Origin of the sequence: Blautia sp. MSK.20.85 (assembly GCF_013317245.1) — a bacterium.
Classification (GTDB): Bacteria; Bacillota; Clostridia; order Lachnospirales; family Lachnospiraceae; genus Blautia_A.
Map to the genome: position 1 here is coordinate 48366 of NZ_JAAIUN010000003.1, position 13645 is coordinate 62010.

Consider the following 13645-nt stretch of genomic DNA (forward strand, 5'->3'; position numbering starts at 1 on the left):
GCATAGATTAATGATAAATGCCGGAGGATTTTTTTATGAAAAAAATGTCGGAGTTTCTGGATCTGCCGGTGGAACCGGCGTTTCGTGAAACACAGGTGATCCTTACCGGAAAACGCCGGGCGATCGTTGAAAATTACAGGAATCTTCAGCGCTATACAAGAGAGGAGATCATAATTCTGACTCCGTCCGGCAGACTTGTGATCCATGGAAAACGCCTGGAAATTTCCTGTTATACAGCATTTGAAATGTGTGTCTGCGGACGGATCGAAAGCATTCTGCTTGAGGAGGGAAAGAAAAAATGATTCCTGGTTTTGTAAGACTGTCCGTTACAGGCGAACAGCGTGAACGGTTCCTGAATCTGTGCAAAAGCCGTGGGATAATGTTCAGGAGAATCGTTCAGACAGGAGAAAAAGAACTTCTGCTGACAATGCGGGTGAAAGATTTTTTTCTGATCGGTCCTCTTCGGAGGAAAACGGGTGTACATATTCATATCCTGAAAAAAAGAGGACCTGTTTTTTTTCTGCTGGCGTGCAGACGGAATAAACTCCTGCCGGCAGGAGTTCTGACGGTGATCGGAGTCCTTTTTTTTCTGTCCGGAAGGGTCTGGAACATTCATATAGAGGGGAATATTTTAAATCCTACGCCACAGCTGGTAGACTTTCTGGAAGAGAAAGGCATCTGTTGTGGAGTATCCAAAAAGAAGATCCACTGCAATGCACTGGCAGAAGAGATGCGGCGGGAGTTTCCGGAAATTACCTGGGTATCGGCAAAACTTTCCGGGACCAGGCTGAGTTTTGAAATCCGGGAAGGAGATACGAAATTATCTGAAGAAACATCAAAAGCTGCCTGCAGCCTTTTTTCAACTGTGGATGGAATTGTAGAGTCTGTGGTCACACGACAGGGCACTCCCCTGATCAAGAGTGGTGAAGAAGTAAAAAAGGGACAGGAACTGATTTCCGGTATTGTCAACATTACAGATGACAGTCAGGAGGTAGTCCGTTATGAGTATGTTCAGGCAGATGCAGATGTTTATGTACGCTATACCATTGATTATTATGATACATTTCCACTTACTATAGAGAAAAAAGTTTACAGGGAAAAAGAAAAACGGAGTTTTTTTATCCGAAATAAAAACTGGATCCTGGATCTGTCTCCTGCTGCGAAGAAGAATGAGGATCGTCTGATCTGTGAATATCCGTTTGTACCTTCTGAAAATTTTCGACTCCCCATTTCCGCGGGAATCATCACCACCAGAAAATATGAGATCAGAAAAGAAAAACTGACAGAAAAGGCCGCAAAAAAACAGGCCATTCAGAGGCTTTATATTTATGAAGAAAAATTAATAGAAAAAGGGGTTCAAATATCTGAAAATAATGTTAAAATAGAAATAAAACATCAGGACTGCGTCAGCAGAGGTTCTCTTACTGTCATAGAAAAGACAGGAAAGGAAGGCCCTACAGAAAGAAAGACGCAGCCGAAAGAAAGGACACCAGAGGATGGCTAGCAGCATTATCGAATTATATGTGGATGTGCCGGCAGACCGCCAGGCGAATATTTTCGGACAGTTTGACGAGCATCTGAAGCTGATCGAAAGAACTCTGAACGTAACCATGATCTTCCGGGATGGTTCTCTTAAAATCCTGGGAAGCCAGGAGGGAGCTACACAGGCGAAGGCGATCGTGGAGGAACTGAATACCCTTGCGGGCAGAGGCAATACCATCACACAGCAGAATGTGAATTATGCACTTTCTCTTGCCATGGAGAAGATCGGTTCCGTGATGGAGGAAATCGACAAGGACTTTATCTGTAATACCATACAGGGAAGACCCATTAAACCCAAGACACTTGGACAGAAGGATTATGTGGAACAGATCCGTAAGAAGATGATCGTATTTGGAGTGGGGCCTGCAGGAACCGGTAAGACATATCTTGCCATGGCTATGGCAGTAACCGCATTCCGCAATGAAGAAGTTTCCAGGATTATTCTTACCAGACCTGCCATTGAAGCCGGCGAGAAACTGGGATTTCTTCCGGGAGATCTCCAGAGTAAGGTCGATCCGTATCTTCGTCCCCTGTATGATGCACTTTATCAGATCATGGGGGCAGACAGCTTTGCAAAAAATATGGAAAAAGGCCTGATCGAGGTTGCTCCTCTTGCCTATATGCGAGGTCGTACTCTGGATAATGCATTTATCATTCTGGATGAAGCACAGAATACCACTCCTGCACAGATGAAGATGTTCCTGACACGAATCGGTTTTGGGTCCAAGGTTATCATCACAGGCGATGCTTCCCAGAAAGACCTTCCGAAAGATGCCACATCAGGCCTTGATGTGGCCATGAAGGTTTTGAAGAAGATTGATGATATCGGGTTCTGCCAGCTGACCAGCAAGGATGTTGTACGTCATCCCCTTGTACAGCAGATCGTGCAGGCCTACGATGATTATGAGAAAAAACAGAAACCTGCCAAATCCCGGAAAGATGACAGGTATGCTGTGAAGAATAAGGAGTACAGAAGATGACCATAAATATCGAATATGAAACAGACCAGGAGCTCGGGATCGATTATGCTGCCCTTGCATCCCAGGTTGCGGATAAGGTTCTGGAAATGGAGAAATGTCCTTATGATGGACAGGTCAATCTGGTTCTTACCGATAATGAGGAGATCAAGAGAGTAAACACAGAATTCCGGAATATCCAGGCCCCTACCGATGTATTGTCTTTTCCGATGATCCCTTTCGAAACCCCGGCAGACTATTCTGTAGTGGAAGAGGATGAATCTTATTTTGATCTGGACAGTGATGAACTCCTGCTGGGAGATATCATGATCTCAGTGCCGAAAGTTTTTGCCCAGGCAGAGGAGTACGGACATAGTGTTACAAGAGAATTCTGCTTTCTGGTTGCCCACAGCATGCTCCATCTTCTTGGGTATGATCATATGACAGAGGATGAGGCGAAAGTCATGGAAGCCAAGCAGGCGAATGCACTTAAAGAGCTGGGTATCAATCGATAAGACAGATCGGAAGACAGCGTAACCGCGAAAAAAGTTAAGCGGAAGATCTTTCCGCCGGAAGAAAAGGAGGTAATATATGAGAACGAAAAAGACAGGTATTCTGGCAGGTATTATGACAGCATGCATCTGTGTCGCTCAGAGCGTCCCTGCATTCGGAGCACAGCAGGATCTGGTAGGCTTTGAGCCGAATACAGGCAGTCAGGCAGAAACACAGGTAAAGAGCTATCTTACCGGTGAGAATGTTCCCGAGAGCATCGGACGCCGGCGGCCGGTTGCCGTTATGATGGGCAACAACAGTTCCGGTGCGCCGCAGAGTGGGATCAATCATGCCGGAGTTGTGTATGAAGCTCCGGTAGAGGGAAACATTACCCGTCTTATGGGAATTCTTGAAGATTACGATCAGCTGGAACGGATCGGGTCTGTACGCAGCTGCCGCGATTATTATCTCTTTTATGCCAATGAATTCAATGCGATTTACGCGCATTATGGACAGGCGGCTTATGCCCTGCCTTATCTGGAACAGCATGTGATCGACAATCTCAACGGGATCCAGATGGGAAAACTGGCATTTTTCCGGACCAGTGACAGGAAGGCACCTCACAATGCCTATACAGATGCTGCACACCTTCAGGCTGGTATTGATGCCATGGGATACAGCCAGGAATATAAAGAAGACTACGAGGGACATTATCTTTTTGCGGAAGATGGGGTGGAAATCGTACCGGAGGATGGGATCACCGCTAATACAGTGAAACTGGATAATTTCACAGATAACCATCCATGGTATGAATACGATGAGACATCCGGGGAATACAAACGGTTCCAGTTCGGAAAGGAACATGTAGATCAGCTGGATAACCAGCAGATAACCTGCGATAATATTATCCTGCAGTATTCCTCATGCCCGGCTTACGACGGAAACGGATATCTGAACATTGATGCCATTTCCGGAGGAGAAGGTAAGTTTATTACCAGAGGAAAAGCCATCGATATCCGCTGGGAGAAAGATTCACCCTGGGGAATAACTCATTATTATGATGGAAATGAACAGGAGATCCGTTTAAATCAGGGAACTACCTGGGTTGAGATTGTACAGAACGACAGGATTGATTCTGTCACATATCAATAGAAAGCGGGAAGCGTATACAGCGAATCAGAGCCCGTATCATATAAAGAAAAAAGCAGATCCGGACAATAATATGGTTGGCCGGATCATGCAGTGAATATACAGGTATCAGGAGAATTGGAAACATGAATGCAAATTACAGAGAACGTCTGAAAGACAAGAAACGTATCGTAATCAAGATCGGATCTTCATCTTTGATCCATTCAGAAACAGGAAGACTGGATTTTCGTAAACTGGAGATCCTTGCAAGAGAACTCAGTGATCTTCACAACCAGGGGAAAGATGTGGTTCTGGTATCTTCCGGAGCCATTGCTGTGGGAGCAGCAGCTCTGGGAATGAAGGGAAAACCTGCTGAGCTTGAAAAGAAACAGGCATGTGCGGCAGTTGGCCAGGCCAGACTGATGACTATCTATCAGAAACTTTTTGGAGAATACAATCAGATGGTGGCGCAGATCCTGATGACCAAGAATACTATGGTCAATAATACCAACCGCAGGAATGCTCAGAATACCTTTAATCAGCTTCTGGCAGAGGGCGTGATCCCTATTGTAAATGAGAATGACTCTGTCTCTTCCTATGAATTCCAGAATCTGGTAAAATTCGGAGATAATGATACACTTTCTTCTGTAGTTGCGGCTCTGATCGGCGCGGATCTTCTGATCCTGATGTCTGACATTGACGGACTTTTCACGGACGATCCCAATTCCAATCCTGATGCCCGGTTTATTGACATTGTAGAAAATATGGATGACAATATGAGAAAACTTGGAAAATCTTCCACAGGAAGCAATGTGGGAACCGGTGGAATGGCAACCAAACTTACCGCTGCGATCATTGCAACAGCAGCCGGAGCGGACATGGTTATTGCCAATGGAAATGATTTCCATAATATCCACAGGATCGTGGAGGGTAAGAACTGCGGAACTTTGTTTGTTGGAAACAAGAAGGAAGAATTCTTCCTCATTGATTATATTGAGAAACTGCTGTAAGGAGAATAATTATTATGATGGACAATATCAAGATCGACAGAATCAACGCACTGGCACATAAACAGAAAAGTGTAGGCCTCACGGAAGAGGAAAAAGTAGAACAGGCGAAGCTGCGCAAAGAGTATCTGGATGCGGTAAAGGGAAGCCTTCGTGCACATCTGAATAATATCGATATCAAAGAAAAGGATGGCAGTATCACCAACCTGGGAGAAAAATATGGAAGAAAAAAAGGAAATTAGAAAAAGAATCTTTAAAGCCAGAAAAGAACATGATGATGCCTGGATTCAGGAAAAAAGCCATGTGATCACAGAGACACTGACGAAACTTCCGGAATACAGAAACGCAGAGCGGATCATGGCATATGCAGATTACAATCATGAAGTGATCACCCGTTATATGATCGAGCAGGCATGGAAAGATGGCAAAGAAGTGGCTGTACCGAAGGTATTCGGGAAAGATATGATATTTTATAAACTGACGGATTTTTCACAGCTGGAATCCGGTTATTTTGGAATTCCGGAGCCAAGGGAAGACGGAGAAACTGTTTCATGGGAAGATGCCATGATGATCATGCCGGGAGTTGCATTTGATGAGAAATGTGACCGTGTAGGCTATGGCGGCGGTTTTTATGATCGATTTCTGGAGAAACATCCGGGAATCTGCAGAGTTGCGGTAGGTTTTTCCTTCCAGATCCTTCCGGAAGTTCCCACAGAACCGACAGATATCCGGCCACAGGTTGTTGTTACCGAAGAAAAGATCTATCGCGATATGCAGTAAAATGCTGAAATGCAATAAAGAGACAGAAAGAAAGGCAGGAGTATTTGAAATGAATGAAATGCTTGAAAAACTGGGACAGAATGCAAAAGATGCAGAGACCGTTCTTCGAAATCTTTCTACAAATGATAAAAACAAAACCCTTGAAGCTGCAGCAGCAGCTCTTGTGGAGCACACAGAAGAAATTCTGAAAGCCAATGCCCTGGATGTGGAAAACGGAAGAAAAAATCAGATGTCAGAGGGCCTCATTGACCGTCTGATGCTGACACCGGAGCGTATTGAGGGAATGGCAGACGGACTTCGCCAGCTTACAGGTCTTGAAGATCCGATAGGAGAAGTTACCGGCATGAAAAAACGTCCCAACGGACTTATGATCGGACAGAAACGGGTACCACTAGGCGTGATCGGAATCATTTATGAGGCACGCCCAAATGTAACTTCTGATGCGTTCGGACTTTGCTTTAAAACCGGAAATGTTGTCATCCTGAAAGGTGGAAGTGATGCCATTCATTCCAATACCGCGATTGTGGAATGTATCCGTGAAGCCGTGAGATCCTGCGGGATTACTGAGAATGCGATCCAGCTGATCGAAGATACTTCCAGGGAGACAGCAGCAGAATTTATGAAGATGAACGCATATGTAGACGTTCTCATACCACGGGGAGGACGAGGCCTGATCAAAGCGGTCGTAAACCAGAGCACGATTCCGGTGATCGAGACAGGAACCGGCAACTGCCATATTTATGTGGATGAAACCGCAGATCTTCAGATGGCTGCTGATATTGTGATCAATGCCAAAACACAGCGTGTAGGTGTGTGCAATGCCTGCGAATCTCTTCTTGTAAACCGCAAGGTAAAGGACGCTTTTCTTCCGGTTCTGGCAGAGCGCCTGAAAGAGAAGCATGTGGAAGTGCGTGCGGATAAAGATGCCGGTGCACTGATGCCGGAATCTGTTCCTGCGACAGAAGAAGACTGGGGAACAGAATATCTGGATTATATTCTTTCTGTAAAAGTAGTGGATTCTGTAGAGGAAGCCATTGCACATATTAATAAATATAATACAAAACATTCAGAGGCGATCATTACCAATGATTACAGCCATGCTCAGAAATTCCTGGATGAGGTAGATGCGGCGGCCGTTTATGTGAACGCATCCACGCGGTTTACCGATGGAAATGAATTTGGGTTTGGTGCAGAGATTGGAATCAGCACTCAGAAACTTCATGCACGAGGACCAATGGGACTTCTTGCACTGACGACAACCAAATATATCATTTACGGAAACGGACAGGTCCGTCCGTAAGCGGATGCCCGGTAAAGCGGAGTGTTGCATCCGCTTTACTTTTTTTGGACGGTGTGCTATACTTTTTCTGATTATTGAATTGAATAGACAGATCAACTCGAACAGGAGGACTTATAAATGAAAAAAAAGCAACTTTTTGCAGTCCTGCTTGCCGGTTCCATGACAGTGGGAATGGCACCTGCCGCAGCATTTGCTGCTGAAGATACAGGCGCAGCAGCTGCCGAGGCCCAGGCTGCAGAGGAGAATACAGGAGCTGCAGATGGCACAGAGTTTGATGCCCAGACAAATGTAGACGGAGCGGACAGCCAGCAGGAAGATACAGATGGACAGGCGGATGCTCAGACTGATACAGATGCCGGGGCACAGGCTGCAGCAGATGCTGAGGCCCAGGCAGCAGCAGAAGCGCAGGCTCAGGCAGAAGCAGAAGCACAGGCTCAGGCCGAGGCTGCCCAGCAGCAGCTGGAACAGGAACAGGCGGCGGCTGCTGCGGAGACAGCGGAGCAGGGAACTGTGGTAAAAAGTGAAGAAGAACTTCAGAAAGTTATCAATGAAGCTCCGGAACTGAGTGATACGACGAATGTACAGGAGTCAGATCTTACAAAGATTATTATCAGTGGAACGATTCCCTTTACAAACACTGTTACAATTCCGGCAAATAAAGGAATTGCAATTGTCGGAGAAGATGAGAATGCCAAAATTGAGCGTGCGGACAGCTATGCCGGCAATCTTTTCGAGGTAAACGGTATCCTTTACATGGCAAAGAGAGATGTTGCGGAAGGAGCCGGAACACTCTCTGTTGATGGTTCCGTTGAAGGTGAAACACAGGTGACAGGTTCTCTGGTCCATGTAGCATCCGGTGCGAAATTTGCCATGACAACAGGCATTACTCTTACCAATAATACGACAACTGCAAGAGGAGCAGCTATTTTTAATGAAGGTGGAACTGTTCAGATCACAGGCGGTCAGATCAGTAACAATCATTCTGATGGTGGAGCTGTCTACAGTACAGGTATGATCCTTGTAAAGAAAGGTGACGGAGCAGCAGATACTGAGCCAACGATCACCGGAAATACAAAGACAGACGGCCAGACAGCAGCCAATGTAGTGCTTGCAGGTACAGACGGAAAAATTGTTGTCAATGGAGAGATCACGTCTCCACAGATCGGTTTTTCTGTAGAAAATGCGGCAGAGAATTATGTTGCTATCGCAAAATCTGAAGATGTCACAGATGAAGCTTTTAAAGCAGCGCTTGGCGTTCTGGCTCCACACTATGAGGGAGATAAGAATTTTAAAGTAGATACCACTACAGGAGTACTCGTCTCCAACAGACCGACCGTTAAGATTACAGGCTCTACATGGGAGAACGGTTCAACTACCGCAACAGCAACGATCACCTCAGATAAAGCTGGTACATACTACTATAAATGGGTTGCAAAAGGTGCAGCAGCTCCATCCATAGATGACGCCACTGAAGGCGTAGCGATCGCAGCTGGAGAAACAGCAAGCGTTTCTCTTAAGAACCTTACAGGCAGCGTAGTTGATCTTTATGTATGGGTAAAAGCAAATGATGGATCTGTAAATGCAGAGCCTGCAAAAAAGACCATCAAACAGACTGCGGCTACGGTTACCAAACCGGTTATAAAAGCCGTTGGTTCCAAGTGGTCAGGCCGTACAAAGGTATCCGTAACCCTGAATACTACCAAAGCAGGAACTTGCTATTATAAATGGGTAGTACGTGGTAAAACTGCAAAAAATGATAAAAAGAACAAAGTTGATGTTTCCAAAGCCGGTAATTTCTCAGTTCCGTTGGATAAGCTTGATTCCAAGAACAAGATTGATCTTCTGGTATGGTTCGTGGATAAAGACGGACAGGAAGTATCCAAGAGGATCAAACTGCTTGAATCCAAACGTCCGAAAGAAGCCACTACCACGAAAGCATCTCTCCGTTGGACCGGATTAAGCTGGCGTGATCATTCTTCCGCTACGGTTACCTGTATCATCGGCGCAGATGGTGTATGTAACTACACCTGGAAAGTAAAAGGATCCGATAAAGACGGTGGAAGCGGAAGCATAAATATCAAAGCCGATAAATCATTCAATATCGAACTTAACAATCTTCCGGATAAAGAAATTGAAGTATACCTTACAGCGAAAGATTCCAAGGGAAAAGATATTTATTTACAGCCAACGATCAATGGTGTTGTAAAAACAGCAAAATCCTTTAAGATTACACTGTCTCAGTCTTCAAGACCGGCAACTCCGACACCAACACCAACCAATGCACCTGGAGCATTTACTCCACCTGTAACAGACAGTATTGTGCAGGGACTGGATGATGCATTGCAGTTCTATCCGAATACCTTCTATGATTTTACGGTCATTGGTGCAGGAACTACGAATGACAATCCTGGTGAGGGTGATGTGAAGTGGGTTCCACTTTACTGGAGCACTGCTGCCAATCCAACTGCCAAACAGCAGCATACAGCATGGAAGATCGGCTCTACCAAGGGAATTAAAAAAGCAGATACTTACAATCTGTATGTATTCTTCCAGAAATATGTTTACACCAATGGTAACTGGCAGCCGCTTGATACCATCGAGTCTGCGGTATATCAGTTCAAATCTGCAGAGTTAACTCCGTCGGGAACTCCTGGTGCGGATGGCACAGGTGGAACAGATGGTCAGACAGGTACAGATCCGGATGCAACGGTAACAGGAGAGGCATCAGCAACTTCCTCCAACGGAGGTAATGGAAGTACTTCCAGAAGTGCAGTATCCACAGCTGATAATTCACCGATCGGAACGATGTCAGCACTTGCCGTGGCATCACTTCTTGCAGGCGGATATGTAATTGTGAGAAGAAGAAAAAAAGATATCTGATCACGGAATAGGATAACAAAGATATAACAAAAATCACCGTTTTCTCAATCTTCAGAGAAGCCGGTGATTTTTTGTCAGATATATGATTGTTATTCGGTTATGAGCAAGTAGCGAGTACGGATTGCGAATATCCGTTTGACAAGTTTTGTTCAATGAGCAGAAACCATCAGTTGCAGAGCATGGTTACAGATTTTTCTTCTTATAGATAAACCAGGAAGCGGCAATGCTGAATGCAACAAGATAAGCTGCCAGGATCAGAATACTGATGTAGTTTACCGCACCGCCGGAAGCGATGGTACGGATCAGATGGCTGGTCTGCGACAAAGGAAGTGCAGCCACGAAATTGCCGAGAAATCCCGGAATCTTTTCTGTAGAGAAGAATGTGTTACACAGAAAAGCCATTGGCATAATGATATAGTTGGAAAAACGGGGCACATCCGCATGATTTTTCGCAAGGAAAGAAACGACAACTCCAATTGCGGAAAATACAGCACCATTTAAAAACATTACCAGCAGAGACCATCCATTGAAGACCAGTCCCGTTCCAATGGGCATAGTCAGCAGAAGAATGATCCCGCCTGCATAAAGACCGCGGAGACTGCCACCGATGATCTGACCTGCAATAAACTGCCACAGAGGAGTTGGCGAGATCATGACCTGGTCAAATGCCTTCTCGTAAAGACGCTGTACGTTTAAGTTTTGGGCAATTGCATTAAAACTTCCGTTCATAGTAGTCAGTGAAACGACTCCGGGGATCAGGAAGTTCAGATAAGGTTCCCCGTGGGAAGAGGTCTGTATTCCCATTCCGAAAACAATAAGATACATTAAAGGTGCGATCATGGCAGCCAGTGTGATCTTATAAAAATCTCTTCGAAATTCTACCCATTTTTCCCATAAAATAGTAAGTATTCCCATGATATTCATCGTCCATTCTATTAGTAATATGATATATGGCAGATCATCGCTGCATCAGGTGTCTGCCTGCACGTTCTACAAAAACATCTTCCAGAGTTGTTTCACGAAGGGTACACTGCCCGTCCAGAGAGGACAGAAAAGCAATAGCATCAGCTCTGCTGTGAAAATAGTGGCTTTTGGGACCTTCGGGAGTTTCCTGGTCAACGGTATATTTACCCAGACTTTCGATCAGACCGGAGGGCGTGTTGATCTCTTCCAGCTTGCCGTGATCCATAAGCGCTACCCGGTTGCAGAGAGACTGAGCTTCCTCCATATAATGAGTGGTTAAAAGAATGGTAAGATTTTTTCCGTTGAGCTGACGGAGAAGATTCCACATCTGCCGCCTGGAGAGCGCATCCATTCCTGCAGTAGGTTCATCCAGAAGAAGAATTTCGGGACTTGTGAGAAGAGCGCGGCATACCATGAGTTTTCGTTTCATTCCTCCGGAAAGCTTACGTACCGTACGTTTTCGAAAAGGAAGAAGTCCGCAGAAATCCAGAAGTTCTTCTGTTTTTTCTTTGATTTCTTTCCTGGGCATGAAATAAAGACGTCCCTGATATTCCATGATCTCATCCATATTCATATCCTGACGCATGGAATATTCCTGTGTGATCACACTGATCTTACGTTTCAGATCCGGTCGGTTGCGTCCCAATGTCTGTCCATTGATCAGGATCTCTCCGGCAGTGGGCAGAAGCAAAGTGGAAAGCAGACTGATCGTAGTAGTTTTGCCGGCACCATTGGGACCAAGAAGTCCAAAAAATTCGCCGGTTTCTATGCGAAGATCCAGAGAATCCACAGCAGTAAAACTGTCGAAGGTTTTGGTGAGATTTTTAGTTTCGATCATCTCTGTTCATTCCTTTCGTTTGTACACAAATTTCTCTCTATTATACTTGAAAGCAGGGAACATTTCAACAGGCGGAAGGGTTCTTTACAGAAAACATGCATTGTGCTATAGTGATACAAAAAGACGGGAAAATGGAGAGAAAAGAAATGAAATACATGATAAAGATAATGCCGGTACTGTTTCTCGCACTGATGCTGGCAGGACCGGTATCTGTGGCTGCGGCGCAGAAGGAAAATGGAATAGAAACAGATCTGGAGGATGGGGAATATTCCATACAGGTAGATCTGGAAGGCGGCAGTGGAAAAGCCAGTGTATCTTCTCCAACACTGATGCTGGTGAAGAATGGCAGAATGTATGCACAGCTTCAGTGGAGCAGTTCCAATTATGATTACATGATCGTTGGCGGAGAGAAGTTCCTGAACGAAAGTGAAGAGGGCAGAAATTCCGTATTTACCATACCGGTTACTGCGTTGGATGATAAAATGGAAGTGATCGCAGATACACTGGCCATGGGGGCACCTCATGAAATTGATTATACGCTGACTTTTTATGAGGCTTCCATTGGATCAAAGGGGCAGCTGCCCCAGGAAGCCGCCAAGAGAGTGGTTGCGGTTGCCATGGTGATCATTGTAGGTGGCGGAATCCTGAATTGTTTTGTGAATAAAAGGAATCGGTGTTAAGATACCGGTTCTTTTTTTATGCTTTCCCGCATACATAGATAATAAAATGACGGAAAGATCGGGGGAAAGAAAAGATGGAAACAGTACAGGAAAAAAACTATGAAAATATTTATTATCTGCTCTGGGAAGCGGCTCAGAGATATCAGAAATTCACACAGTTCCGTGTGATCGGAAAAAGCCACGATGACCGGATGATCCCCATGTTTGAAATAGGAACCGGAGATCTGTGTATTTTCTGTATAGCTGGTTTTTCCGGAACAGATGGGCAGATGTCGGACAGGCTTGCGGAAACAGCAGTGGAACTTTGCCGGAATTATGAGTGTGGATGGACTGTTCAGGAATTTTATGAGGTGAGAAAACTTCTGGATCAGACAAGACTTTGTATTATTCCGGTAGTGAATCCGGATGGATATGAGATCTGCCGAAAAGGCTATGGAACTGTGCGTAATCCAATCTTTCGGCAGATGCTGAAAATGCAGGATGTTCCCTGTGATGAATTTGTGTGCAATGCCAGGGGAATGGATCCGGCTTTAAATTTTCCGACCAGTTTTTGCAACAGAAAAAAGATACACCAGCAGCCGGCAAGTGAAAATGAGACAAAAGCACTGATACGCATCTTTCAGGAATATACAAGCAGGGGGCTTCTGGTTTTTTGCAGTTCAGGAAAAAAGATCATCTATTACAGGCAGGAACAGGGATTTTCTGCTGGTCAGAAAGGCTATCGCCTGGCGCGTCATCTGAAAAAATGTACAAGAGGAAAACTGGAACGATATTCTATGGATTATGAGAAACAGTCGGACCGCAGAAATATGGGAAGGCCTGAACAGTTTTATGGCGAAACAATACATCAGCCGGCTTTTCGAATCGAAATTCCGGTTACAGGAAAAAACAGAGAAGAGGAGAAAAAAGAAATACAGGAGATCATGATGATTCCGCTGGAGTGCATTTATTCTCTTACGCAACAGTAATTGCCGGGAACTGCCGGAGTAAAAGACTGTGGCAGTTCCTTTCTGGAATTCTCTGGAAAGTCGGAATTTATGGTCGAATTTTGTCGGACGAATTTCGTTGACTTATCAGCA

14 protein-coding genes are annotated in these 13645 nt (G+C 45.1%); 12 read left to right on the top strand and 2 right to left on the bottom strand.

All coding sequences use genetic code 11. The features are described 5' to 3' along the window. Positions 1–35: 35 nt before the first annotated feature. From G5B12_RS02455 to G5B12_RS02500, 10 genes are all read left to right on the top strand, one after another. On the top strand, positions 36–302 hold the full coding sequence (locus G5B12_RS02455) for a YabP/YqfC family sporulation protein (protein WP_021977755.1): 267 nt from the start codon (positions 36–38) through the stop codon (positions 300–302). Further along, positions 299–1504, top strand: coding sequence for a sporulation protein YqfD (locus G5B12_RS02460; RefSeq protein WP_174087679.1), 1206 nt, complete (start codon positions 299–301; stop codon positions 1502–1504). The genes G5B12_RS02455 and G5B12_RS02460 overlap by 4 nt, the downstream gene beginning before the upstream one ends. Continuing rightward, positions 1497–2522: a PhoH family protein gene (locus tag G5B12_RS02465; RefSeq protein WP_174087680.1), complete on the top strand. Its 1026-nt coding sequence runs from the start codon at positions 1497–1499 to the stop codon at positions 2520–2522. Before G5B12_RS02460 ends, G5B12_RS02465 begins: the two co-directional genes overlap by 8 nt. After that, complete coding sequence (gene ybeY, locus G5B12_RS02470) at positions 2519–3013, top strand: rRNA maturation RNase YbeY (RefSeq protein WP_021977758.1); 495 nt, start codon at positions 2519–2521, stop codon at positions 3011–3013. The genes G5B12_RS02465 and ybeY overlap by 4 nt, the downstream gene beginning before the upstream one ends. Positions 3014–3089: 76 nt before the next feature. Further along, complete coding sequence (locus G5B12_RS02475) at positions 3090–4142, top strand: DUF3048 domain-containing protein (RefSeq protein ID WP_118064257.1); 1053 nt, start codon at positions 3090–3092, stop codon at positions 4140–4142. 122 nt (positions 4143–4264) lie between these two features. Further along, complete coding sequence (gene proB, locus G5B12_RS02480; protein WP_021977760.1) at positions 4265–5128, top strand: glutamate 5-kinase; 864 nt, start codon at positions 4265–4267, stop codon at positions 5126–5128. 17 nt (positions 5129–5145) lie between these two features. Then, on the top strand, positions 5146–5367 hold the full coding sequence (locus G5B12_RS02485; protein WP_118064326.1) for a DUF896 domain-containing protein: 222 nt from the start codon (positions 5146–5148) through the stop codon (positions 5365–5367). Then, on the top strand, positions 5345–5905 hold the full coding sequence (locus G5B12_RS02490; protein WP_021977762.1) for a 5-formyltetrahydrofolate cyclo-ligase: 561 nt from the start codon (positions 5345–5347) through the stop codon (positions 5903–5905). Before G5B12_RS02485 ends, G5B12_RS02490 begins: the two co-directional genes overlap by 23 nt. A gap of 49 nt (positions 5906–5954) precedes the next feature. Further along, complete coding sequence (locus G5B12_RS02495) at positions 5955–7205, top strand: glutamate-5-semialdehyde dehydrogenase (RefSeq protein ID WP_118064323.1); 1251 nt, start codon at positions 5955–5957, stop codon at positions 7203–7205. Positions 7206–7322: 117 nt separating this feature from the next. Continuing rightward, a complete protein-coding gene (locus G5B12_RS02500) occupies positions 7323–10085 on the top strand; it encodes a hypothetical protein (RefSeq protein ID WP_174087681.1) in 2763 nt (920 codons plus the stop codon). A 183-nt stretch (positions 10086–10268) separates the two neighbouring features. Here G5B12_RS02500 and G5B12_RS02505 read toward each other — a convergent pair whose 3' ends face one another. Both G5B12_RS02505 and G5B12_RS02510 read right to left on the bottom strand, forming a co-directional pair. After that, a complete protein-coding gene (locus G5B12_RS02505; RefSeq protein ID WP_021977765.1) occupies positions 10269–11000 on the bottom strand; it encodes an ABC transporter permease in 732 nt (243 codons plus the stop codon). A 43-nt stretch (positions 11001–11043) separates the two neighbouring features. Continuing rightward, positions 11044–11886, bottom strand: coding sequence for an ABC transporter ATP-binding protein (locus G5B12_RS02510; RefSeq protein ID WP_021977766.1), 843 nt, complete (start codon positions 11884–11886; stop codon positions 11044–11046). A gap of 146 nt (positions 11887–12032) precedes the next feature. On the opposite strand from G5B12_RS02510, the gene G5B12_RS02515 reads away from it, so the two are divergent. After that, a complete protein-coding gene (locus tag G5B12_RS02515) occupies positions 12033–12566 on the top strand; it encodes a hypothetical protein (RefSeq protein WP_244096024.1) in 534 nt (177 codons plus the stop codon). 74 nt (positions 12567–12640) lie between these two features. After that, positions 12641–13534 (top strand): M14 family zinc carboxypeptidase, encoded by an 894-nt coding sequence (locus tag G5B12_RS02520; protein WP_174087683.1) that lies wholly within the window; start codon positions 12641–12643, stop codon positions 13532–13534. The last annotated feature ends 111 nt before the right edge of the window (positions 13535–13645 follow it).